The sequence below is a fragment of the Pseudomonas kielensis genome, from assembly GCF_030505375.1.
In the GTDB taxonomy this organism is placed as follows: domain Bacteria; phylum Pseudomonadota; class Gammaproteobacteria; order Pseudomonadales; family Pseudomonadaceae; genus Aquipseudomonas; species Aquipseudomonas kielensis.
On sequence record NZ_CP130043.1, the window covers coordinates 4,516,734 to 4,540,047 of the forward strand.

Genomic DNA, 23,314 nt, shown 5'->3' on the forward strand with positions numbered 1-23,314 from the left:
TACCGTCAGACCTTGCGGTGAAGTTAAATTTTTTCACGGCCACGCTGACTGACTGCTAACAACCGACTCTGTTGAAAAAGTCGGCTCGCCCAAAGGCCTTTTTTGCACACTGCTATGTGAAATCTGAGTCCGGAAGCCTCTGCCGAAAATAAAGATTTCCATCACGGACGCATACTTTTCTGCTGCGCAAACCATGGTCGACTTTTTCAACAGAATCAGCCGATTACGACCTGTCACAAACCGCCGCCATTGACTGTGGATTCAACCGGTCATCAATGACCCATTACCTGCAGGTCAACTCACCAGGCTTTTCGGGGCTATCCTTTAATTTTTACGCTTTCTTTACGGTAGGCGCATGTGTCGGCAACGATACTGGCCGCGATTTTTTGCCGTCCATGCGTCCGCATGTCTGAAGACGCTGGCGATGCAATGCTCAAGGATGGCGTGAACGTTCTCCCCCGACCTATGTGAGAAGCAACCCTTGAGTAAAACAGTGACCAGCGCGCAGGCAGATACCCAATCCAAAACGTCAGGGGTGGGCTTGCTCGTCGCCGCCGTCGGGGTGGTTTACGGTGATATTGGTACCAGCCCTCTCTACACACTCAAAGAAGTCTTTTCCGGCCACTACGGCGTGCAGGTCAATCACGACGGGGTGCTAGGCATTCTGTCGTTGATCTTTTGGTCGCTGATCTGGGTGGTGTCGATCAAGTACGTGTTGTTCATTCTACGTGCCAACAATCAGGGCGAAGGCGGCATCATGGCGTTGACGGCGCTAGCCCGCCGTGCGGCAGCGCCTTATCCGCACATGAGCAGGGTACTGGTGCTGCTCGGTCTGTTTGGTGCGGCACTTTTTTACGGGGACAGCATGATCACCCCGGCAATTTCGGTGCTCTCCGCGGTTGAAGGGCTGCAACTGGCATTTGACGGGATCGAGCACTGGGTCGTGCCCTTGTCGGTGATCGTGCTGGTGGCGCTGTTCTTGATACAAAAACACGGCACGGCTCGCATCGGCATCCTGTTTGGTCCAATCATGGTCCTGTGGTTTGTCGTGTTGGGGGCGCTTGGGGTCTTCGGGATATTGCAGCGCCCGGAGGTGTTGCTAGCGCTCAATCCGGCCTGGGCAGTGCAGTTCTTTGTGGTTCATCCGGGAATGGGGGTGGCGATTCTGGGGGCTGTCGTCTTGGCATTGACCGGTGCCGAAGCACTGTATGCCGACATGGGGCATTTTGGCCGTAAACCGATTTCGCGCGCGTGGTTCATGCTCGTACTGCCTGGTTTGGTGCTCAATTACTTTGGCCAGGGCGCGTTGATCCTGGGAGACCCGGAAGCGGTGCGCAACCCGTTCTATTTGCTGGCGCCTGATTGGGCCCTGCTGCCGATGGTCGCGCTCTCCACACTGGCGACCATCATCGCGTCTCAAGCGGTGATTTCCGGCGCTTTCTCCCTGACTCGCCAGGCCATCCAGTTGGGTTACATCCCGCGCATGTTTATCCAGCACACCTCCAGCCAGGAGCAAGGGCAGATTTACATCGGCACGGTTAACTGGGCATTGATGGTCGGTGTTGTGCTGCTGGTCATCGGTTTCGAGTCGTCCAGTGCGTTGGCGGCCGCCTATGGTGTCGCCGTGACGGGAACCATGTTGATCACAACCATCTTGTCCTCGGCGGTTGTCCTGCTGCTATGGAAAACCCCGCGCTGGTTGGCCATCCCGATGCTGCTCGGTTTTCTGCTGGTGGACAGTCTGTATTTCGCGGCCAATGCGCCAAAGATTTTCCAGGGCGGCGCGTTCCCAGTGATTGCTGGCATTGGCCTGTTCATTTTGATGACCACCTGGAAGCGGGGTCGCAAGATCATTGTTGAACGGCTGGACGAATCCGCGCTGCCGCTCCCCCTGTTCATCGCCAGCATCCGTACGCAGCCGCCTCATCGGGTCCAGGGTACGGCGGTGTTTCTGACCGCCAGGTCCGACGCCGTGCCGCATGCGTTGCTGCACAACCTGCTGCATAACCAGGTGTTGCATGAGCAGGTGGTATTGCTCACGGTGGTGTCTGAGGACTGCCCTCGTGTGAGTGCGCAACAGCGGTTCGAGGTTCAAGCGTATGGTGACGGCTTCTTCCGGGTCAGCCTGCACTTTGGCTTTATCGAGGAGCCCGATGTCCCCTTGGCGCTGAGTCTCTGTCACCTGCCAGAACTGGATTTCAGCCCGATGCGCACGACCTATTTCCTCAGCCGGGAAACGGTGATCCCGACCAAGCGCATCGGCATGGCCCGCTGGCGAGAAAGCCTGTTCGCGTTTTTGCTGAAGAATGCCAATAGCAATCTGAAGTACTTCAAGTTGCCCCTGAATCGAGTGATAGAGTTGGGTACACAGGTTGAGATGTGAAGCCTCACCTTGTAGCCGAGGGGGCAGGGGGCGGCGCTCAATGTGGGCCATTGATGCTGGATGAACCACGCGTCAGACGCTTGAGCGCGATGACCATCATGCCCCCTGCAACCAGCATTCCTGTGAGAAACAGCGGATAGGCAATCCACCAGGGGACGGCGGAAGTCATCATGCTGAACTCGGACATGCCTCCGATGCTGGCGATCAGGTTCAGAGGCAGGAAGACCACATTGATCAGCGTCAGTTTGCGCAGCAGGTTGTTCATGGTGTTGTTCATCAAATTGCCCCGTGCATCGATCAAACCGGCAAATACCCTGGAGTAGATTTCTGCCTGTTTGTTGCACTGGGTGTTCTCGATGATCAGATCGTCGATCAGCGCGATCGCCTCTGCGCTGAAGTGCTCTTTTTCTGCATGGTTGCGCAGCCGGGTCAGGACCGCGCCATTGCTGTGAATGGCGTTGATGTAATAGATCAGGCTTTCGCTGAGATTGAACATCTGGATCAGATGCCGATTCTCCATCGAGGCGTTGAATTTCTGCTGCAACTCCCGAGCCACCATCTTGATGACTTTGAGGTGACCCAGGTAGTGGTGGAGGTTGGTGAACAGTATGTCCAGCAACACATCCTGCGGCGTGTGCAAGGGGTGCCGGTCCCCCAGGCCCGTCAACTGGGAATCATCGGTCGCGATGATCACCAGGCGCGTTTTAGAGAACAGCAAGCCAAACGACGACACTTCAAAGTTCAGGCTATCGCCGCCCGAGTAGCTTTCCGGACGCTTCCAGATCAAAAACAAATTGTCCGGGTGGAATTCAATGCGTGAAACTTCGTCCGGATCCAGTGCCGACGCCAGCGCGTGATCATCCAGTTTGAAATCGCTGCGCAGCAGATCCCGTTCTGCCGCATCGGGATTGCTGAACAACATCACATCGGCATCCAGGTGTTCAACCGATACCAGCGCCCCATTGGCGAGTTTGAAACTCTTGATCACGTCTGGCCTATGGCGTTATCGATTGAGGAATTCAGCGTCTCGCAAACCGCTGCCCAAGCCGCATTCACCACGCCTGGCCACGACGTTTCAGTTCGAGACGGCGAATGAACTCTTCCAGAACCAGGGCATACAGGTCTTCCTGCAAGTAAGCGTCTTCGATGCCCGCGTCCATGTTCGGGTTGTCGTTCACCTCGATGACCACCACCTTGCTCCCTGACTGCTTCAGGTCGACCCCGTACAAACCATCACCAATCAGATTCGCGGTCTTCACCGCCAGTTCGACCACCGCCCTTGGGGCTTCGTGAACCGCAAGCGTGCGGCATTCGCCATTGATGTCCTGGCCCTTGGCTTTGTGGTTGTAGATCTGCCAATGCCCTTTGGACATGAAGTACTGGCAGGCAAAAATCGGTTTGCGATTGAGCACGCCAATGCGCCAGTCGTACTCGGTGTAAAAGAACTCTTGGGCCAGCAACAACACCGAGTGTTCGAACAGTTCGGCGGTGGCTTCCAGCAGGGCCTGTTGGCTCTCGACCTTGATCACCCCACGGGAAAAGCAGCCATCGGGAATCTTCAGCACCAATGGGAAGCCCAGGCGTTCACCCACGCGTTCAAAGTCTTCCGGTCGTTCCTTGTAGAGAATCTCGGTTGCCGGCATACCCAATTGATGGCTTTTGAGTAGATCCGTCAGGTACACCTTGTTGGTACAGCGCAGGATCGACGTCGGATCGTCCATCACCACCAGGCCTTCGCTTTCCGCCTTCTTGGCGAAGCGATAGGTGTGGTTATCCACGCTGGTGGTTTCGCGAATCAGCAGGGCGTCATACTCGGCGATTCGTGAATAGTCTTTCTTCTCGATCAGATCGACATCGATCCCCAAGCCTTTGCCGACCCGGATGAAATTCTCCAGCGCCTTGGCGTTGGAGGGCGGCAGCGCTTCTTGCGAGTCATGCAAAATGGCCAGGTCGTAGCGGGCCACGCGGGGGGAGCGTGGCATTCGCCATACCTTGCGGCTAAAGCTGTCCAGCGAGTTGGCGAACTGATCTTCCTGGTCTTCGCGTAATTTTTGCAGGACCCCGGATTTTATTCCGTCGATGCGCCAACTATTACTTTTACGGAACTCCACCAGGAGGATCGGGCACGGGAATATTTCGAAAATTTGTCGAGCCAGTTCCTGCAAGGGCTCAAGGTTGGTTTTACCGAAGTACAGGGTGAGCGTGAACCCTTCGGTATTGCTGTAGATATGGTTGTTCAGTGCTTTGTCCAGGGTTTTGCCCAGGTCATCCAGCGCCAGGCCATACAGTGATTTTTTGGTCAGTTCGCTGATAGTGCGCACGGACGGAATAACTTTATGGCCGCGTGCTTCTGCCAGCAGTGAACAGTAGTACCCGTGCCCTAGGTACTTATAACTTCGGCACAGGTTGATAACCTGCACGCGCTTGCCGGCTTCGCGCTCAAGCGGCTGTTCCAGGTATTCCTGCGCACTCATCACATCCTCCGAGGGGAAGTAAGAGGCCCAGTCTTCCTTTCGTTCGACAATAATAATCACCTGGCTGGATCTTCCCGGTGAGTCCGGTAAATAAGTCAGGTTTGATATTGCTGTTAACCGATTTTGCTCTGATACTTCACGCAAGCCGCCCTGTACCGCTGACATATGAAAAGGTCCGTTGGAGAACAAGTCCTTATCTATTAAGCACGATACTTTTAAAAAGTCTCGTTTCGTTACGCAACTTTTACGGTGGGCTTATGAGTCTGTTATTTCGCAACGCGACACAGGATGATCTGAAGTCGCTGCTGGACCTGGAGAACCAATGCTTTACCTCTGATCGACTGACGCCGCGCAGTTTCCAGTGGATGATTAGCCGAGCCCATGGCAGCCTGATCGTGGCGCAAGACGGCAGTCAACTGATGGGCTACTGCCTGGTCCTGTTCCACCGTGGCACCTCCCTGGCACGTCTGTATTCAATCGCAATCGCCACCCACAGCCGCGGCCTGGGTCTTGGCAAACAGCTGTTGGATCAGGCCGAGCATTGCGCTCGCGCTCACGACTGCGCCTACCTGCGACTGGAAGTGCGGCCGGACAATCCCGTGGCGCTCAGTCTTTATGAGCGCAACGGTTACCGACGCTTTGCTGTGGTTCACGACTACTACGAAGACCATGCCCATGCGTTGCGTTTGGAGAAGCGCATTGTGCAACATCGGGAAAACCGCGAGTTCCAGGTGCCTTACTACCAACAGACCACTGAATTTACCTGCGGCCCGGCGTGCCTGTTGATGGCCATGAGGGCATTGCAACCTGAGCGCTCTATCGAGCGCCGGGACGAACTGCAAATCTGGCGTGAAGCCACGACGGTGTTCATGACGTCGGGGCACGGCGGGTGCAGTCCCCAGGGGTTGGCGTTGGCGGCCTGGCGTCGAGGGTTTCGAGTACGCCTGCAAGTGAGTATCGCCGGTCCGCTGTTTCTCGACGGGGTGCGCGACGAACATAAAAAGGAGGTCATTCGCCTGGTACACGAAGAGTTCTGCACGGAACTTCAACACAGTGATGTGGAGCAGGTGAGCAGCCACCAGTTGGACCTGGCGCACACCCTGAAGACCGGCGGTCAGCCTCTGGTGTTGATCAGCAGCTACCGTCTGACTCGCTCCAAAGCCCCGCACTGGGTCATTGTCACTGACTACGACGAAGACTTCGTGTACCTGCATGACCCGGACATCGATCACAGTCAGCACCGTCAGGCACTCGACTGCCAGCATATTCCCGTGACGCACAAAGCGTTCGACACCATGTGTGCGTTCGGCGGTAACAAGTTGCGCGCCTCAGTGACGCTTTATACGCGTGAGCAGTCCAGCAGTGGAGTGCCCGCTACCCAGCCCGCGCTCCGGTGACGGGTGACGGGCGGGCAGGGTATTGAGTGACAAATCCGGACGCACCGCGCGGCATTCGCTCAGGTGACGAATGCCGCTAAGTTTTATGTCCGGTCAATGACTAAAAGAAGGGGGGCGAAAGAATAACGCGCTTATAAAAGTTCTAGGGACGGGCGTCGGTCTAAGCTTGGTGTTTATTATTGGAGAGATCCCTTTTTGTCGATGTTTTAGGGTGTGCCTCTGCTGTTTTGTTTTTCGAATGACGTTTGCTCAAGTGCTCAAACATAAAAGATGCGAGCCCGAACAATCCGATGATAGAAATGACCATAATGCCCAAGTCCGAGCTGTTCATAGTGTTCTCCCGATGAATGTGCCCCGCAGGATAAAATACCTGCGGTGGAACTCAAGGGGCTATACAACTTCTTTACGGCGCTCTCGGTTAATTATACGGGGTCGATGTTTTTGTCGGGGCGCGACGCTGTATGCAGCGAACTGCAGTTGCATCGACGCCCGGCTCTTGTGTTCCCCTCATCGGTTGTTTGAAATGACACCAATCATGTATTGATTCAAATCGCGAAAATCCTTAACGCTCCAAGCGTGCGGCGCCACCTTGACACCATTCTCACGCAAGGTCCTGGGAATCAAGTCGCCATTGGGGCGCAGGATTATCGAGGAGACAATGACGCCCGGATAATCATGCAAGCGTTGTTTGAACGTGGCGGTGGTCAGGTCGGGTGTAGGAGGGGTGCTTTTATGGGCCAGCGGTCCGGTTCCCTTGATGTCTGTGCCGTGGCACATGGAGCATCGCTGGGTATAGAGGTTTTTCCCATTGGCATTGTCCGCGAACGACAGTGATGCCTGAGCCAGCGAGAACAGTCCTAGCGAAACGATGAACACTATTTTCATGTTTTTCATCTTCCTTGATGGGGTGGGCGTCGAGTGGACGCGATTCGGTGCGCGCAAAAGATATCAGGCAACGCGTGCGCAAGCTGTAGCTTCCTCCATCATCCACTCCACGAATGCCTTGACCTCATCGCGTTGCATCGCATCTTCGCCAGCTCACAGGTGGGCAAGCCTCCGCCATCGCCTCAGGGGCCTTCTGGCGTCGAGGAGTCATGGTTAAGACGAGTCGAGCCGTCGCAAAACCCTCAAGGCAACCGTTCAGTGGCAGAATCTCCTCAACTTGATGGTTCTGGAGAACACCATGCTTCGTGCGTTTGAACGAAGGCTCGACCCCTTTCCGCCCGATGAGGTGCCACCACCCCCCAACGGCCTGGCGCGCTTCCTGTGGGCCTGTACCCGGGGCGCCCGTGGTTACATCCTTGCGCTTGCGGTACTGAGTGCCGGTGTGTCGATTTACGAAGCCTGGCTGTTTTACTTCCTTGGGCAGGTCGTGGACCTGCTCTCGACCTGGCAGGCAGGCGGTGCAGCGGCGGCGCAGGAAAGTCGTGTGTTGTGGGGCATGGGCATCGTCATGGTGACCAGCGTTGGATTGGTGGCGTTGCGCACCATGGTGCAGCACCAGATCCTGGCGATTAACTTGCCGTTGCGCCTGCGTTGGGATTTCCATCGCCTGATGCTGCGGCAAAGCCTGTCGTTTTTTTCCGATGAGTTTTCCGGCCGGGTCACCACCAAGGTGATGCAAACGGCGCTGGCGGTGCGTGACGTGCTGTTCACCCTGATCGAGATCGCCCCCGGGATCGGCGTGTATTTGATTGCGATCATTGCACTGGCCGGCGGCTTCGCACTGAAACTGATGCTGCCGTTCGTGACCTGGGTCGTGTTGTTCGGCCTGGCCATGTGGTACTTCGTGCCTCGTCTGGGAAAAGTCGGGCAGGAGCAGGCCAATGCGCGGTCGATGATGACCGGGCGCATTTCAGACGCCTATACGAACATCACGACGGTGAAGCTGTTCTCCCACTCCAATCGTGAAGCGCACTTCGCGCGTGCAGCGATGGAGGATTTCAAGCAAACCGGCTTTCGCCAGATGCGCCTGGTCAGCCAGTTCGAGATCGTCAACCAGGCACTGGTGGTGGCGTTGATCATGTCGGCCGGTGGTTATGCCCTGTGGCTATGGCACCACGGTGAGGTAGGCGCCGGTGCCGTGGCCGCAATCATTGCCATGGCCTTGCGTATCAATGGCATGTCGAACTGGGTCATGTGGCAAATGACCTCGCTGTTCGAGAGCATCGGCACCGTACAGGACGGCATGGCAACGCTGACCCTGGGCACCAAGGTGCAGGACGCGCCAGGTGCCGGCGCGCTCGTGACCTGCGGTGGGGCGGTCACCTTCGATAAGGTGAGCTTCAACTACAACGGCGAACGCCAGGTACTCAACGACCTGAGCCTGAGCATCCGCCCGGGCGAAAAAATCGGCCTGGTCGGCCGCTCTGGCGCGGGCAAGTCCACGCTGATCAACTTGCTGCTGCGCTTCTATGACGTCGACAGCGGGGAGATTCGCATCGATGGCCAGAACATCGCACACGTGACGCAAGACAGCCTGCGTGGCGCCATCGGCATGGTCACGCAGGATACTTCCCTGCTGCACCGCTCCATCCGCGACAACATCGCCTACGGCCGTCCCGATGCGACCGACGCGCAAATCCGCCGCGCCGCGGCCAATGCCCAGGCCGATGAGTTCATCAGTCAACTGAGCGACCGGCAAGGCCACAGCGGCTACGACACCCTGGTGGGGGAACGGGGCATCAAGCTGTCCGGCGGCCAGCGCCAACGCGTGGCGATTGCCCGGGTAATGCTCAAGAACGCCCCGATCCTGCTGCTGGACGAGGCCACCAGCGCGCTGGACTCGGAAGTCGAAGTTGCCATCCAGGAAAGCCTCGACGAAATGATGCAGGGCAAGACGGTGATCGCCATTGCCCATCGGCTGTCGACGATTGCCGCCATGGACCGGCTCATCGTCATGGATGACGGACGCATCATCGAACAGGGCACCCACAGCGAATTGCTCGGCAAGAACGGCGTCTATGCGCGTTTGTGGCAGCATCAGAGCGGCGGGTTTCTGGGAGAGGACAACGGCGTGGTCGAGGCTATGGACCAGGCGTGAGTGCGCAGGGGCGCAGCAGAGCGAGCCGATGCAGTTCGCACCTGCCCAGCCATTAAAAAAACCGCCCCTTTGCCACCGATTCCATCGTTTCTCGGGGGCGGCTTATTTCCCTATATTGGCCGCCATACCCGGTGAGTGGCTGAACGCTCGCCATCCTTAGTGCGAGTAGTCTCTATGAATAAAAAACCTGACAGCGCAGGACTCACCCAAGCCGGCGCGGGGACCCGTGCGGTCTGGGGCGGGGAGCAGGGTGGACATCCCTACAACGCCACGCAAACGCCGATCGTTGCCAGTGCCGCCTACGCCTACGACGACATCGACGTCTGGTACGACGTGGCGCTGGGCAAGGCGCCCGGCTTCATCTACAGCCGCATGAGCAACCCGACGGTGGAGACCCTGGAAGCGAAGATCCGCCAACTGGAACAGGCCGAGTCTGCGGTGGCGTTCAGCAGCGGCATGGCGGCCATCAGCAGCGTGCTCTACACCTTCCTGGCCAACGGTGACCGGGTGGTGTCGACCAAGGACAGCTACGGCGGCACCAACAAGATCTTCGAAGAATTCCTGCCGCGCATGGGGGTGCAGGTGACCTTGTGCGAGACCTTCGATCACGTTGAGATCGAAGCGCAAATCGCCAAGGGCTGCCGCGTGCTGTACCTGGAAACGCCGACTAACCCGACTCTGAAAATTCTCGACATCCAGCGTCTGGTTGCCGCGGCCAAGCGTGTCGGTGCGCTGGTGGTGGCCGACAACACCTTTGCCACCCCCCTGAACCAGAACCCCCTGGCGCTGGGTGTGGATGTGGTGATCCACAGCGCGACCAAGTTTCTCAGCGGCCATGGCGACGTGCTCGGCGGCCTGGTGTGCGGCAGCGAAACCCTGATGGCCCAGGTCCGGCATTACCGGGAAATCAACGGCGCGTCCCTCGACCCGTTCTCGGCCTACCTGATCATCCGTGGCATCAAGACCCTGGTGCTGCGCATGCGCCAACAGCAGCACAGCGCCCGTGCCCTGGCGGATTACCTGTGCACCGAAGCCCTGGTGGAGTCGGTCAACTACCCAGGGTTGCCCAGCCATCCGAACCACAGTGTCGCTGCTGCGCAGATGCGCGGCTTTGGCGCCATCGTCAGCTTCGTGCTGGTGGGGGGCATGGACACGGTCAAGGTGCTGCTGCCACGCCTGCGGTTTGCCCATTGCGCGGGCAACCTGGGGGCGGTGGAAACCATCTACGGCCCGGCCCGCACCACCAGCCACGTCGAGAACACCCTGGAGGAGCGTCTCGCCCTGGGGATCTCCGAAGGGTTGGTGCGGGTCTCGGTCGGCATCGAAGACACCGATGACCTGCTCGCGGACCTGCAGCAGGCGTTCGCCTATGTCCGGCGCGTTCGGGAAGAGCCGCCCGTATCCCTGGCACACCTCGCCAGTCATCCGTCTGGCGCCGAGGTCGCAAGCTGACGTTTGAGGGATCACCCGCCCCACGGCGAGTCCGTCCGTGGGGACTTCATGAAGAGCCATAACAATAAAACCTGGGTGCGCCTCTGCCGGGCAACCGTGCGCAGGCGCCAGTGCGTGCCCTAAACCCTTTCATGAGAATAACCATGTCCATAAAAGAGCAAAAACTCGACCCCCGTTCCGGTTTCAAACAGGAAATGCAGACCCGCCACATCGTCATGCTGGCATTGGGCGGCGTGATCGGCACCGGTTTGTTCCTTACCTCCGGCTACACCGTCAACCAGGCCGGCCCACTGGGCGCGGTGATTGCGTACATCATTGGCGCGCTGATGGTCTACATGGTCATGATGTGCCTCGGCGAGCTGGCGGTGCAGATGCCGGAAACCGGCTCCTTCAGTACCTACGCCACGCGTTTTCTCGGCCCGGGCACCGGCTACACGGTGGCCTGGCTCTACTGGCTGACCTGGACGGTGGCCATCGGCTCGGAATTCACCGCCGCCGGGATCCTCATGACGCGCTGGTTCCCGGACACCCCGGTGTGGATCTGGAGCGCCCTGTTTGCCGGAGTGGTGTTCCTGACCAACGTGGTTTCGGTGCGTCTGTTTGCCGAGACCGAATTCTGGTTGTCGCTGATCAAGGTGATAACCGTGGTGGTGTTCCTGGCGATTGGCGGCGGGGCGATCCTCGGCCTGTTGAACATCGACCAGGTGCACAGCATCGGCCTGGGCAACTTCACCCGTGAAGGCTTGTTCCCCACCGGCTTCATGCCGATTGCCATGACCTTGCTGGCGGTGGCCTTTGCCTTCTCCGGCACCGAGTTGATCGGCATCGCCGCCGGTGAAACCAAGGACCCGCAACGCAATGTGCCGCGGGCCATCCGCACCACCGTGCTGCGCCTGGCGATCTTCTTTGTCGGTACCATCTTTGTCCTCGCGACCTTGCTGCCCCGTGAGCAGGCCGGGTTGGTGGAGAGTCCATTTGTCACGGTGTTCACCTACATCGGCATTCCGTACTCCGCCGACATCATGAACTTCGTGATCATCACGGCCTTGCTGTCGGCAGCCAACTCCGGGTTGTACGCCGCCTCGCGGATGCTCTGGACCCTCAGCGACCAGGGGCACCTGCCCAAGCAGTTCTCGGCCCTGACCCGCATGGGCACGCCGCTCAACGCGATCATCGTGAGCATGGCCGGGGGCGCCGCCTCCCTGCTCAGCAGCGTGTTTGCCGCTGACACCATCTACCTGGCATTGGTGTCGATTTCCGGGCTGGCCGTGGTGGTGGTCTGGATGAGCATCGCCGCCAGCCAGATCGGCTTTCGCCGGCACTATGTGGCCAACGGCGGCGACATCCGTGACCTCAAGTTCCGGGTCCGCGGTTACCCGTGGGTGCCGTTGGGGGCGTTGGTCTGCTGCAGCCTGGCCTGCGTCGGCATCGCCTTTGATCCCGAGCAGCGCGTGGCCCTGTACTTCGGCCTGCCCTTCATCGCCTGGTGCTACTTCGTGTATTACATTACCCGCAAAAGCCGTGAGCGCCGCTTGGCGCTTGCCCCCTTGGCACAACCGTCCGATGCGTTCTAGCAACCGTCGACGGGCTGGGCAGATTCGCTCGGTGCGGGGGTGTTACAGAGGTCCAGTTCATGAAGCAAAAAACCTTACCCCCGTTGAACTGGTTGCGGGCCTTCGAGGTGTCTGCCCGCTGCCTGAACTTCACCCACGCCGCCGACGAGTTGTTCCTGACCCAGGGCGCGGTCAGCCAGCAGATCCGCCAGCTCGAAAGCCATCTGGGGGTGGCGCTGTTCAAGCGCTTGCCCCGTGGCCTGGGATTGACCGAGGAAGGGCAGGCCTACCTGCCCGTGGTGCAGGACGCGATCACTCGGCTGGCCGTGGGTACCAACGAAATTTTCGGCCAGCACAAGCGCCGGCCGATCAAGGTGCGCGGCAGCCTGTCGTTCTTCGTGCACTGGCTGGCGCCCAGGCTGGTGGGGTTCCGCCAGGCGCATCCGCAGGTCGACATCCGCTACATCAGCAACATCTGGGTCAAGGAACTGGACGGCGAGGACGACATGGAGATCCGCTGGGGCCATGGGCATTGGCCCGGCCTGGTGGCGCAGCGCCTGACCTGGGACAGCCTGTTCCCGGTCTGCTCGCCGGCGCTGATGGCGCGCTCGCCCCTCAAGGTCCCGGCCGATGTGGCCCAGCACCCGTTGCTGCACGTACTGGGTTACGAAGAAGGGTGGGGCTACTGGTTGAAGATGGTCGGCGCCGACAGCGTCGACTCCTCCACCGGCATGCAGTTCGACACCCTGATCTCCACCTTGCGCATGGCCGAGTTGGGGCAGGGCATTGCCCTGGCCCGTTCGTCGATGGTGCTCGAGATGCTCGAGGACGGACGCCTGGTGGAACCCTTCGCCCAGCGCATCGAAGCCAGCGAGTCGTTTTACCTGGTGCGCGGTGCCGGCACCGAGGAACACCCCGACGCGATCATGTTTGCCACCTGGCTGGTGGAGCAGGCGCATCGTCACAAATGAATGGCCGGAGCCAACCATGCGTTATGTAAGTACCCGCAATTGGGCCGTAGAGGCTGACTTCGAAAAGGTCGTGTTATCCGGACTGGCCGACGATGGGGGATTGTATGTGCCCGTCGAACTTCCCCACTTCAGCCCGCAGGACATTGCCAACTGGTCGACCCTGGCCTATGACGAACTGGCCTGGCGGGTGTTGCAGCCGTTTATCGGCGAGGCAATTGCCGAAGCGGATTTGCGGCCGCTGCTCAAGGCCGCTTGCCGCGGCTTCAGCCATCGGGCGATTGCGCCCCTGCACCAGGTCGACCGCAACGAGTGGGTGCTGGAGCTGTTCCACGGGCCCACCGGTTCCTCGAAGGACTTTGCCGCGCAACTGCAGGCCCAACTGGTGCAACACTTCCTGCGCAAGCGTCAGCGCCGGGCGGTAGTGCTGGGGGCCACCAATGGCGACACCGGGCTGGCGGCCATCGAGGCGTTCAAACACTGCGCAGAAGTCGACGTGGTGCTGCTCTATCCGCAGACCGGCGTGGCACCGCAGCAGTGGCAGCAGTTGCAGGCGGTGAACCGACCCGCAGTCCAGCGGTTCGCGGTCAACGGCAGCTTCGATCAGTGCCAGACCCTGGTCAGCCAGCTGTTCCAGCAGTGGCCGTGCGCCGACGCGTTGGCGGTCAGCTTCAACTCCAGTAACTGGGTCAGTGTGCTGGCGCAACTGGTGTTCTATTTCCACGCGGTGCTGCAACTGGGGGGTGGTCAGCGGCCCATCGGTTTCAGTGTGCCGGCGGCGAGCTTTGCCCAGGTGTATGCCGGGTACATTGCGCAGAAGATGGGACTGCCGATCACCCAGATCATTGTCGCGACCAATCAGAATGATGCGCTGCACCAGTTGTTCCTGAAGAACCACTATGGTCGTTCGCAGGCCAACAAGACCCTGTCGCCGGCCATGGACCTGTCGATTTTCTCCAACCTCGAACGATTGCTCTGGGCGTTGTACGGGCGCGATGGCCAGGCGGTGAGTGCGCTGATGGCCGGGTTCGAGGCCAGTGGCGACATGCGCATGGCCAACGAGTGCTGGTTGCAGGCGCGGATGATCATTGACTCCTACGCGGTCAGCGATGCCGAGACGGTGCAGGAAATCAGCGCGCTGTACCGCGACACCGGCTACGTCATCGATCCCCACACGGCGACGGGAGTGCTCGCGGCCCGGCTCTATCGCCGCAGCCTGGTGGCGCCGATGGTAACCCTGGGCGAGATCGCTCCCGGCAAGTCGGCGCAGTTGCTCGGCGAGCTGGGGATCGTCCTGCCCGTGGTGCCTGCCCCGAGGGTGGAGCAGGGCGGCGATGGGGAATGTCGGATCGAGGCGGATGATTTGCACACACTTGAGCAACGCGTGGGCGCGCTGCAACGGGAGGCCCGGTGAAACGTATTCTCGATCCCCTCGATGAGCGCATCATCGCCGAGCTGCGGCTCAATGCCCGGGCAGCCCATGCGGAGCTGGCGGCCAAGGTCAACCTGTCGCGCAATGCCGTGCGCCAGCGCATCGAGCGACTCGAGCGCGACGGTGCGATCCAGGGGTATACGGTACGCACGGGAGAGGGCCATTCCGGCGCCTCGAACATCAATGCGGTGATTTTTGTCTACCGTTACGACCGCATGCGCGGCGCCGAAGTGCTGCAGGCGCTGCGGGCGATCCCGGAAGTCATTCAGTGCGATGTGATGAGCGGCGAGTTCGACCTGATGCTGCGCGTCGGCGCCGCCAGCCCCGAGCGGGTGCACAAAGTCTGGAACCAGATCTCGGCACTGCCCGGGGTGGAAAATACCGTGACTTCGTTTGTGTTGTCGTCGGTGGTTTAGGGCGAGTCGGGCTGTACACAAAATCTGTGAGCAACCAAATTCATTGTGGGAGCGAGCGCCCGCTTGCGGCCTGCTCGCGATGAGGCCAGCACAGCCAACATCTATGTTGCCTGACACACCGCCATCGCGGGCAAGCCCGCTCCCACACAAATTTTGTGGCTGTACACAAAATCTGCGAACACCCAAAACCACACTCTGGGAGCCCCCCACACCGGTCCGTGCAATTGCGCAAACCCTGGGCAAAACGCCCAGGAAATAGAGCAAATTGGCCTATTTCACTGCCCAGGCCCGCCGCCTAATCTAGTGCCCAACAACCCATCCCCCGGATCAAGGGCAATAACAAAATGACTGAATACAAACTGGCGCTGGTCGGCTTCGGTGGTGTCAACCGGGCGTTGGCCCAAATGATTGCCGAGCGTAATGAAGGCTGGAAAACCGAGCTGGGTTTCAGCCTCAAGATCGTCGGGGTGACCGACTTGTTCCTGGGCTCGCTGGTGGGCCGTGAAGGTCTGGACGCTGGTGTGCTGGCTCGGCTGCCGTCGGTCAAGGGGGCGTTGGCCCAGCTTCCTGGCGGCACGGTCGAAGCCTTGAACGAAGCGGTGATCAAGGACTCGGGGGCTGACATCATTGCCGAGGCGACCTTCACCAATCCGGTGGACGGCGAGCCTGCCACCTCGTTCTGCCGTTGGGCCCTGGAGGCGGGCAAGCACGTGGTGACCACCAACAAGGGACCGATTGCCCTGCACGGTGCCGAGCTCAAGGCCCTGGCCCTGCGCAACAAGGTGGCCTTTGAATACGAAGGTTCGGTGATGAGCGGCACACCGGTGATCCGCCTGGCCAAACAGACCCTGGCCGGCAGTGCGATCAACGGATTCGAGGGCATTCTCAACGGCACCTCCAACTTCGTCCTGACCTGCATGGAAGGCGGCCTGGGGTTTGCCGAGGCGGTGCGCCAGGCGCAGGAACTGGGCTACGCCGAAGCCGACCCGAGCGCCGATGTCGAAGGTTACGACGTGCGCCTCAAGGTGGTGATCCTGGCCAATGAATTACTGGACGCCAAACTGCAGGTCAGTGATGTCAGCTGCCAGGGCATCAGCGCCCTGACCCTGGATGACATCGCCAAGGCCCGCCAGGAGGGTGCGCGCTGGAAGCTGATTGGCGCCGCCACGCGTCAGGCCGACGGCTCGGTCAGTGCCCGGGTCGAACCGCGCCTGCTGCGCAACGACCACCCCTTGGCCGCGATCAGCGGCGCCACCAACGCGGTGTCGTTCACCAGCCCATTGCTCGGCGCCGTGACGGTCTCGGGGCCCGGCGCCGGGCGTATGGAAACCGCGTACGCCTTGTTGTCGGACATCATCAGCCTGCACTCAACCGTTGCCACCCACTAGGAGAAAGCCTGTGAACCTATCGCGTCTGGCCCTGGCGGTTGTCGAGCCGCCTATCGATGTGTTGAACCCGTTTGACGGCAGCCTCGTCGGCACGGTTGCCAAGGTGGGTGCGGCCCAGGTCCCGCAACTGCTGGAACAGGGCCGGCAGGGTGCGCGCCTCTGCGCCGCGCTGCCGCGCCATCGTCGCGCGCGGATTCTTGAACAGGCCGCACTGGCCATCGAGCGCGATGCCCATGGCTTTGCCCGGCTGATTGTCGACGAAGCCGGCAAGACCCTGGTGCAGGCGCAAAAGGAGGTCAAGCGCTGCGTCAACACCCTCAAGTTGTCGGCCGAGGAGGCCAAGCGCAACGCCGGCGAAGTGGTGCCGTTCGATGCCTACGAAGGCTCCGAGTCACGCCAGGGCTGGTTCACCCGCGAGCCGTTGGGCCTGATCGTCGCGATCACTCCGTACAACGACCCACTGAACCTGGTGGCGCACAAGCTTGGTCCGGCCATTGCCGGCGGCAATGCGGTGATCCTCAAGCCGTCGGAGCTGGCGCCCTTGTCGGCCCTGCGCCTGGTGGATTACCTGGTGCAGGCCGGGCTGCCGGAGGCGGTCGTCACGGTCGCCACGGGCGGGGCAGAGCTGGGCAGGGCGCTGGTGGCCGCCCGCGAGGTGCGGATGATTTCCTTCACGGGCGGCTTTGTCACCGGCGAGCAGATTGCCCGCACCGCCGGCCTGAAGAAGCTGGCCATGGACCTGGGCGGCAATGCGCCGGTGATCGTGATGGGCGACTGCGACTTGCCGGCGGCGATCGACAGCTGTGTGTCCGGGGCATTCTGGGCTGCCGGGCAGAACTGCATCGGCACCCAGCGCCTGTTGGTCCAGGCGTCGGTCTATGAAGCCTTTCGCGAAGGGTTCGTGCGCCGGGCCGAGGCGCTGGTCGCCGGTGACCCTGCCTTGGCGAGCACCGATATCGGGCCGATGATCACCCCGCAGGCGGCGCAGAATGCCGAGCAGGTGGTCAACGACGCCTTGCGAGACGGCGCCAGGCTGCTCTGCGGCCATCGCCGCCAGGACTCCTGCTATGGGGCGACGGTGCTGGAGAATGTCGATCACGCCAGCCGGTTGTGGCGCGAAGAAGTGTTCGCCCCGGTGGTGGTCCTGCAACCCTTCGACACCTTCGATGAGGCGATCGCCCTGGCCAACGAGCCGGAGTACAGCCTGCACGCAGGGATCTTCACCGGTAACCTGGCCACGGCCATGAGCGCCGCCCGGCGGATCGAGGCGGGGGGGGTGATGATCAACGACTCCTCCGATTACCGTTTCGATGCGATGCCCTTCGGCGGCTCCAAGTACGGCAGCCTGGGGCGCGAAGGGGTGCGTTTTGCCTATGAAGAAATGACCCAGCCCAAGGTGGTGTGCCTCAATACGCCGACCTAGGTGTTTGAAGGCCGCTGTTACCGGTAGAAGTCGTTAGGTCATCGTACCTCTTTCAGAGTTAGTCAGCCCAGGCAGCGATTCTTTTCTGCTTGAGGCTGACTTCCCCAACCCCCTCATCTAGACCCATCAGGCCTGTCATACCTCGCTAACCACTGGTTATCGAGGTGCGACGGGCCTTTTTGCGTGGAAAAAAAACACTGGCACTTGGCGATTGCGAAATCAGAAAAACGCATGTCATACTACGTCGTACAACAACAGCGAGGCGCTTGACGATCCTCCATGATCTTCAGCGGACCTCCAAGGAAGGCGGGCATTTCATGAGTTTTGAAAGTCAACGCGTCAAGCAGATCTCTTCTTCTCCGAGCATGATCATTTCCATGCGTGCCAAGGAGCTGGCCAGCCAGGGTCGCGACATTGTCGACATGAGCCTGGGCGAACCGGATTTCGATACCCCGGCCCACATCATCGACGCCGCCTGCCAGGCCATGCGTGACGGCCATACCCGCTACACCGCGCCCCAGGGCACCTTGGCCTTGCGCCAGGCGATCGTCAGCAAGTTCCAGCGCGAGAACGGCCTGGACTACAGCGTCGACGAGATCACCGTGGGCAACGGCGCCAAACAGGTGATTTTCAACACCTTCATGGCCACCCTGGAGGCCGGTGACGAGGTGATCATCCCCGCGCCGTACTGGGTCTCCTATTCCGACATCGTCACCTTGAATGGCGGCAGCCCGCAGGTGATTGCCTGTGGCATCGAGGTCGGCTTCAAGCTGACTGCCGAGGCGCTGCAGGCCGCACTGACCGAGAAGAGCCGCTGGCTGGTCCTCAACTCGCCGTCCAACCCTAGCGGTGCCATCTATTCCCTCGCCGACCTGCAAGCGCTGGGCAAGGTGCTGGAAGACTTCCCCAACGTGCTGGTGATGTCCGACGAAATCTACGAGCACGTGCTGCTCGCCGACCAGCCATTCGTGTCCTTCGCCAATGCCTGCCCGCACCTGCGTGAGCGCACCCTGCTGATCAATGGCGTGGCCAAGGCCTATGCCATGACGGGCTGGCGCATCGGTTACGCCGCCGGCCCCAAGGCGCTGATCGCCGCGATCAGCAAGATCCAGTCGCAAAGCACCTCAGGCGCCAGCGCGATTTCCCAGGAGGCGTCGCGCGCCGCGCTGCAAGGCCCGCAGGATTTCGTCAAGCACAGCGCCACCGAGTACGCCGCGCGCGGCCGCCTGTTGGTCGAGGGCCTGAGCCAGTGCGCCGGCTTGCGTCTGAGCGCACCGGCCGGGGCCTTTTACGCCTTCCCCGAGTGCAGTCAGTTGCTCGGTCGGGTCAGCCCGGACGGACGGGTGATCATCGATGACGTCGAGTTGTCGGCCTACCTGCTCGACCATGCCGGTGTCGCCGTCGTGCCGGGGTTGGCGTTCGGGCTGCCGGGGTACTTCCGGCTGTCGTTCGCCACCTCCCGGGAAAACCTACAAAAAGCGGTCGTTCGTATCCGCGAAGCGCTGGATGCCTTGCGCTGAAACGCTTCGCCCTTTCGCTGTGCCAAAGCTGCCATAACAAAAGTCGGAGATCCCCATGCTCGATAAAAAGAAACAGCTGCTTGCCCTCGTCGTCGCTGCTTGTCTGGGCACCAGCGTTGCACAGGCTGATGACCTCACCGGAACCCTGAAGAAAATCAAGGAATCGGGCACCGTCACCCTCGGTTACCGCGACGCCTCGTTGCCGTTTTCCTACCTCAACGATGCCCAGCAACCGATCGGCTACAGCATCGAGCTGTGTCAGAAAATCGTTGACCAGATCAAGGTCAAGGTCGGCGAACCGGGCCTCAAGACCGAGTACGTCTCGGTCGTCGCGGCGACCCGCACCCCCCTGTTGATCAACGGCACCATCGACCTGGAATGTGGGGTGACCACCAACACCGTCGAGCGCCAGAAACAGATTGGCTTCCTGCTCACCAGCTATGTGGCCAGCGCCAAGTACGCGGTCAAGAAGACCGCCGGCATCAACAGCGTGGCCGACCTCAAGGGCAAGGCGGTGGTGGTGATTACCGGGGGCAGCGGCGAGTGGATCACCAAGAACCTGAATCGGGAAAAACAGCTGGGCCTGAAAATCCTCAATGCCAAGGACGGTGGCGAAGCCTTCCTGATGCTGGAAACCGGGCGCGCCGTGGCCTACATCAACGACGACGTGCAGTTGATGGCAACCATCGCCCAAAGCCGCAGCCCGGACGCCTACACCTTGCTGCCCGAGCCGATGTCCGCCGAACCCTATGCCATCGGCATCCGCAAGAACGACCCGCAGTTCAAGTCCTTTGCCGATGACGTGCTGCGCAATCTCTACAGCACCGGGGTGATCGATGCCCAGTACCCGAAATGGTTCGAGCAGCCGATCCCGCCGAAAAATGCCGTGATCAACCTGCCGATGAGCGAAGCGCTGAAACAAGCTATCGCGCACCCGAACGACACCGGGGTCTGATGCCGGTTTGCCAATGAACTGATGCGCTTTTTAAGGCGTGGGTGCTGGCTTGCCAGCTCCTGCGCAGGGGAGAGCGTGTTCAGCGTGCAAGCGTTGTGCTTTTTCTGAAAGGTTGGTGGTTGATGGATTACAACTGGAACTGGAGCGTGTTCTGGGATTTCGCTCCCGGAGAAACTTCGTCGTATCTGCACTGGCTGGTCACCGGCACCAGCTGGACCCTGGCGACCACCTTGGTCGCGTTCATTCTCGCGCTGTTGATCGGTGGCCTGGTCGGCACCCTGCGCACCAGCACGCTGCGGCCACTGGTATGGCTGTGCAACCTGTACACCGAGGTGTTTCGCAACATCCCGCTGCTGGTGCAAATGTTCATCTGCTTCTTCGTGGTGCCCGAGTTGCTGCCGGTGTCGATGGGGGACTATCTCAAGCAGGACTTGCCCTATCCCTCGTTCTTCAGTGCCGTGGTGGCGCTGACCCTGTTCACCTCGGCCAAATTGTCGGAGCTGTTCAAGGCCGGTATCGAGTCGGTTGCCGCCGGGCAGCGGGGCGCGGCCCTGGCGCTGGGCCTGCGCCCGACCCAGATGTACCTGCAGGTGTTGTTGCCCCAGGCGATCCGCGTGGTATTCCCGCCGCTGACCTCCGAGGCCCTGAACACCCTGAAGAACTCATCGGTGGCCCTGACCATCGGCTTGATGGAGTTGACCGCACAGGCGCGCAACGTCAGTGAATACTCGTTCAACACCTTTGAGGCGTTCACCGCCGCCACCGTGATCTACGTGGTGATTTCGCTGCTGGTGACCTTTGTCATGGGTCATATCGAACGTTCCCTGGCCATTCGCGGCGCGACGAGGTAGTCATGTTTGATCTAGACCCAAGCGTCATTGTCCGGGCCATGCCGGCCCTGTGGAATGGCCTGAAATTCACCCTGCTGCTGACCCTGGTGGCCATGTCGGTCGGCATCGTCGCCGGCACCTTCCTGGCGCTCATGCGCCTGTCGCACAACCGCGTGCTGCGCGGCTTTGCCCTGGGCTATGTGACGGTGATGCGCAGCATCCCGCTGGTGCTGGTGATTTTCTGGTTCTACTTCCTGATGCCCCTGCTTCTGCAGATGGCCTTCGGCACCGAACGCCCGGTGCAGATCGGCCCGGTGGTCACCGCCTTCGTGACCTTCTGCATGTTCGAGGCGGCCTATTACAGCGAGATCATTCGGGGGGGTATCCAGAGCGTCAGTGGCGGCCAGCGACAGGCCGCGGCGGCCCTGGGCCTGCGTCCGGCGCAATCGATGATCTACGTGATCCTGCCCCAGGCGCTGCGCCGCATGACCCCGTTGTTGTTGACCCAGACCATCATCCTGTTCCAGGACACCTCACTGGTGTACGTGCTGTCCATCGCCGACTTCACCGGCGCGGCCAGCAAGTTCGCCCAGCGAGACGGGCGCCTGGTGGAGCTGTACCTGTTCGTGGCCCTGGTCTACCTGGTGATCTGCTACCTGCTCTCCAGCCTGACCAAACGCCTGAAAAGAAATGTAGGGAGAACCGCATGATCCAGATGAAAAACCTGAGCAAATGGTACGGCAACTTCCAGGTCCTGAAGAACTGCACCACCGAGCTCTCGCGAGGTGAAGTGATGGTGGTGTGCGGGCCGTCCGGTTCCGGCAAGAGCACCCTGATCAAATGCGTCAACGGCCTGGAGCCGGTGCAGGAAGGCGAGATCTTTATCGAGAACCAGCCTGTCACGGGCCAGGGGGTGGACCTGCCGAAACTGCGTGCGCGGGTTGGCATGGTGTTCCAGCATTTCGAACTGTTCCCGCACTTGAGTATCATCGACAACCTCAACCTGGCGCAGATCAAGGTGCTGGGCCGCGACCGCGACACCGCGACCAAAAAGGGCATGGCCTTGCTGGAACGCGTCGGGCTCAAGAGCCATGCGCACAAGTACCCGATCCAGTTGTCCGGCGGCCAGCAACAGCGGGTCGCCATTGCCCGGGCCCTGGCCATGGACCCGATCGCCATGCTGTTCGATGAACCAACCTCGGCGCTCGACCCGGAAATGGTCAACGAAGTGCTGGACGTCATGGTCCAGTTGGCCCGCGAGGGCATGACCATGATGTGCGTCACCCATGAAATGGGCTTTGCCCGCAAAGTGGCCGACCGCATTGTGTTCATGGATGGTGGCGAGATCATCGAGGACGTGAAGTCCGAAGAGTTCTTCGGCGCCCCACGCTCGGACCGGGCCCGCAGCTTCCTGTCGAAAATCCTCCAGCACTAAGGCGTTGCGCGCGGGCCGGGAGCCATTCCCGGCCTGGCCGCCATACCGATCACTCAAGCGATTTGCGCCGCTCTTGTAGCAGATGCTGATCGCCCAACGGATCAGCATGAGTCGTTGCCCCTCTGTTTTTGCTGTCTCTCCCCCCGCGCTTTGCCAGCTGCCGCACATTTCTCCTCGTGATCGCTCACTGGCGATCGGATTTCGTGCCAGATTTCCCGACAGGGTCTTCGCCGTCGTGCCAGGAGCCCGGACCGCTCCTGCCCAAAGGCTGTGGGCGGCTACAGGATATTCACTGCTGCGAGGCTGACATGTCACTGAATCGAGGACGACGTATCCGTAAAGCGATGGGGCAGCGCCACATCAACAAGCATTACGCGCTGGCTGCCGCCATGGGGGTCAGCGAGAGCGCGGTATCGCGCTGGTGCCAGGGCGGGCCCATGACCCTGGCCAATGTCATCACCCTGTGCGAGTACCTGGACGTATCAGCGGACTGGCTGCTGCTGGGGCGTGGTGGCATGGAGCAGCACCGACAACCGACGCCATGGCCGGCCGAGCTGCCGTTTCCCGACCTGTGCGATCGGGCGCGCGCGCACCTGATGCGTGTTCTGCAGGACCCTGCCAGCGGCTACTGAGCGCCACGCACGC

General features: G+C 60.6%; 19 protein-coding genes. 16 read left to right on the forward strand and 3 right to left on the reverse strand.

The features are described from left to right. The first annotated feature begins 481 nt into the window (after positions 1 to 481). Positions 482 to 2,383, forward strand: a complete 1,902-nt coding sequence (locus Q1W70_RS21135) for a potassium transporter Kup (protein WP_166590677.1) — start codon at positions 482 to 484, stop codon at positions 2,381 to 2,383. Between the two features lie 37 nt (positions 2,384 to 2,420). Here the strand turns inward: Q1W70_RS21135 and Q1W70_RS21140 are convergent, their stop codons facing one another. Both Q1W70_RS21140 and Q1W70_RS21145 read right to left on the reverse strand, forming a co-directional pair. Then, the gene (locus Q1W70_RS21140) at positions 2,421 to 3,371 is read right to left on the reverse strand and encodes a magnesium transporter CorA family protein (protein ID WP_302097859.1); all 951 of its coding nucleotides are present in this window, start codon (positions 3,369 to 3,371) and stop codon (positions 2,421 to 2,423) included. Between the two features lie 64 nt (positions 3,372 to 3,435). Continuing rightward, a complete protein-coding gene (locus tag Q1W70_RS21145) occupies positions 3,436 to 5,022 on the reverse strand; it encodes a RimK family ATP-grasp domain-containing protein (protein ID WP_302097860.1) in 1,587 nt (528 codons plus the stop codon). A 92-nt stretch (positions 5,023 to 5,114) separates the two neighbouring features. On the opposite strand from Q1W70_RS21145, the gene Q1W70_RS21150 reads away from it, so the two are divergent. Beyond that, positions 5,115 to 6,254 carry a GNAT family N-acetyltransferase/peptidase C39 family protein gene (locus Q1W70_RS21150; RefSeq protein WP_302097861.1) on the forward strand — a complete coding sequence of 380 codons (1,140 nt, stop codon included), beginning with the start codon at positions 5,115 to 5,117 and terminating at the stop codon, positions 6,252 to 6,254. A gap of 507 nt (positions 6,255 to 6,761) precedes the next feature. Here the strand turns inward: Q1W70_RS21150 and Q1W70_RS21155 are convergent. Beyond that, positions 6,762 to 7,139: a c-type cytochrome gene (locus Q1W70_RS21155; RefSeq protein ID WP_166590673.1), complete on the reverse strand. Its 378-nt coding sequence runs from the start codon at positions 7,137 to 7,139 to the stop codon at positions 6,762 to 6,764. 298 nt (positions 7,140 to 7,437) lie between these two features. Here Q1W70_RS21155 and Q1W70_RS21160 point away from each other — a divergent pair, with 298 nt between their 5' ends. The 14 genes from Q1W70_RS21160 to Q1W70_RS21225 all read left to right on the forward strand — a co-directional run bounded on the left by Q1W70_RS21160 (position 7,438) and on the right by Q1W70_RS21225 (position 23,301). Beyond that, positions 7,438 to 9,297, forward strand: a complete 1,860-nt coding sequence (locus Q1W70_RS21160) for an ABC transporter ATP-binding protein (protein ID WP_302097862.1) — start codon at positions 7,438 to 7,440, stop codon at positions 9,295 to 9,297. A 174-nt stretch (positions 9,298 to 9,471) separates the two neighbouring features. Then, entirely contained in the window at positions 9,472 to 10,749 is a 1,278-nt protein-coding gene (locus tag Q1W70_RS21165) for a cystathionine gamma-synthase family protein (RefSeq protein ID WP_182340824.1), read from the forward strand. 143 nt (positions 10,750 to 10,892) lie between these two features. Further along, entirely contained in the window at positions 10,893 to 12,323 is a 1,431-nt protein-coding gene (locus tag Q1W70_RS21170; protein ID WP_166590670.1) for an amino acid permease, read from the forward strand. 59 nt (positions 12,324 to 12,382) lie between these two features. Next, on the forward strand, positions 12,383 to 13,273 hold the full coding sequence (locus Q1W70_RS21175) for a LysR substrate-binding domain-containing protein (protein ID WP_166590669.1): 891 nt from the start codon (positions 12,383 to 12,385) through the stop codon (positions 13,271 to 13,273). A 16-nt stretch (positions 13,274 to 13,289) separates the two neighbouring features. After that, positions 13,290 to 14,684, forward strand: a complete 1,395-nt coding sequence (gene thrC / locus Q1W70_RS21180; RefSeq protein WP_185818490.1) for a threonine synthase — start codon at positions 13,290 to 13,292, stop codon at positions 14,682 to 14,684. Next, positions 14,681 to 15,118, forward strand: coding sequence for an Lrp/AsnC family transcriptional regulator (locus Q1W70_RS21185; RefSeq protein ID WP_166590667.1), 438 nt, complete (start codon positions 14,681 to 14,683; stop codon positions 15,116 to 15,118). Before thrC ends, Q1W70_RS21185 begins: the two co-directional genes overlap by 4 nt. A gap of 344 nt (positions 15,119 to 15,462) precedes the next feature. Further along, the gene (locus Q1W70_RS21190; protein ID WP_302097863.1) at positions 15,463 to 16,506 is read left to right on the forward strand and encodes a homoserine dehydrogenase; all 1,044 of its coding nucleotides are present in this window, start codon (positions 15,463 to 15,465) and stop codon (positions 16,504 to 16,506) included. A 10-nt stretch (positions 16,507 to 16,516) separates the two neighbouring features. Further along, entirely contained in the window at positions 16,517 to 17,929 is a 1,413-nt protein-coding gene (locus tag Q1W70_RS21195; RefSeq protein WP_166590665.1) for an aldehyde dehydrogenase family protein, read from the forward strand. 317 nt (positions 17,930 to 18,246) lie between these two features. Continuing rightward, a complete protein-coding gene (locus Q1W70_RS21200) occupies positions 18,247 to 19,449 on the forward strand; it encodes a pyridoxal phosphate-dependent aminotransferase (protein WP_182340812.1) in 1,203 nt (400 codons plus the stop codon). A gap of 55 nt (positions 19,450 to 19,504) precedes the next feature. Next, complete coding sequence (locus Q1W70_RS21205; protein ID WP_166590663.1) at positions 19,505 to 20,404, forward strand: transporter substrate-binding domain-containing protein; 900 nt, start codon at positions 19,505 to 19,507, stop codon at positions 20,402 to 20,404. Between the two features lie 122 nt (positions 20,405 to 20,526). Beyond that, on the forward strand, positions 20,527 to 21,255 hold the full coding sequence (locus Q1W70_RS21210; protein WP_095169862.1) for an amino acid ABC transporter permease: 729 nt from the start codon (positions 20,527 to 20,529) through the stop codon (positions 21,253 to 21,255). A gap of 2 nt (positions 21,256 to 21,257) precedes the next feature. Continuing rightward, positions 21,258 to 21,944, forward strand: coding sequence for an amino acid ABC transporter permease (locus tag Q1W70_RS21215; protein WP_182340809.1), 687 nt, complete (start codon positions 21,258 to 21,260; stop codon positions 21,942 to 21,944). Continuing rightward, positions 21,941 to 22,669 (forward strand): amino acid ABC transporter ATP-binding protein, encoded by a 729-nt coding sequence (locus Q1W70_RS21220; RefSeq protein WP_166590661.1) that lies wholly within the window; start codon positions 21,941 to 21,943, stop codon positions 22,667 to 22,669. Before Q1W70_RS21215 ends, Q1W70_RS21220 begins: the two co-directional genes overlap by 4 nt. Before the next feature lie 308 nt (positions 22,670 to 22,977). Further along, positions 22,978 to 23,301, forward strand: a complete 324-nt coding sequence (locus Q1W70_RS21225; RefSeq protein WP_166590660.1) for a helix-turn-helix domain-containing protein — start codon at positions 22,978 to 22,980, stop codon at positions 23,299 to 23,301. Positions 23,302 to 23,314: the final 13 nt, after the last annotated feature.

What these genes read in the sequence shown, in the direction of transcription:
- Q1W70_RS21145 (WP_302097860.1), bottom strand. Translation starts at nt 5,022, where the DNA reads ATGTCAGCGGTACAGGGCGGCTTGCGTGAAGTATCAGAGCAAAATCGG.
- Q1W70_RS21150 (WP_302097861.1), top strand. Translation starts at nt 5,115, where the DNA reads ATGAGTCTGTTATTTCGCAACGCGACACAGGATGATCTGAAGTCGCTG.
- Q1W70_RS21155 (WP_166590673.1), bottom strand. Translation starts at nt 7,139, where the DNA reads ATGAAAATAGTGTTCATCGTTTCGCTAGGACTGTTCTCGCTGGCTCAG.
- Q1W70_RS21160 (WP_302097862.1), top strand. Translation starts at nt 7,438, where the DNA reads ATGCTTCGTGCGTTTGAACGAAGGCTCGACCCCTTTCCGCCCGATGAG.
- Q1W70_RS21165 (WP_182340824.1), top strand. Translation starts at nt 9,472, where the DNA reads ATGAATAAAAAACCTGACAGCGCAGGACTCACCCAAGCCGGCGCGGGG.
- Q1W70_RS21170 (WP_166590670.1), top strand. Translation starts at nt 10,893, where the DNA reads ATGTCCATAAAAGAGCAAAAACTCGACCCCCGTTCCGGTTTCAAACAG.
- Q1W70_RS21175 (WP_166590669.1), top strand. Translation starts at nt 12,383, where the DNA reads ATGAAGCAAAAAACCTTACCCCCGTTGAACTGGTTGCGGGCCTTCGAG.
- thrC (WP_185818490.1), top strand. Translation starts at nt 13,290, where the DNA reads ATGCGTTATGTAAGTACCCGCAATTGGGCCGTAGAGGCTGACTTCGAA.
- Q1W70_RS21190 (WP_302097863.1), top strand. Translation starts at nt 15,463, where the DNA reads ATGACTGAATACAAACTGGCGCTGGTCGGCTTCGGTGGTGTCAACCGG.
- Q1W70_RS21200 (WP_182340812.1), top strand. Translation starts at nt 18,247, where the DNA reads ATGAGTTTTGAAAGTCAACGCGTCAAGCAGATCTCTTCTTCTCCGAGC.
- Q1W70_RS21205 (WP_166590663.1), top strand. Translation starts at nt 19,505, where the DNA reads ATGCTCGATAAAAAGAAACAGCTGCTTGCCCTCGTCGTCGCTGCTTGT.
- Q1W70_RS21210 (WP_095169862.1), top strand. Translation starts at nt 20,527, where the DNA reads ATGGATTACAACTGGAACTGGAGCGTGTTCTGGGATTTCGCTCCCGGA.
- Q1W70_RS21215 (WP_182340809.1), top strand. Translation starts at nt 21,258, where the DNA reads ATGTTTGATCTAGACCCAAGCGTCATTGTCCGGGCCATGCCGGCCCTG.
- Q1W70_RS21220 (WP_166590661.1), top strand. Translation starts at nt 21,941, where the DNA reads ATGATCCAGATGAAAAACCTGAGCAAATGGTACGGCAACTTCCAGGTC.
- Q1W70_RS21225 (WP_166590660.1), top strand. Translation starts at nt 22,978, where the DNA reads ATGTCACTGAATCGAGGACGACGTATCCGTAAAGCGATGGGGCAGCGC.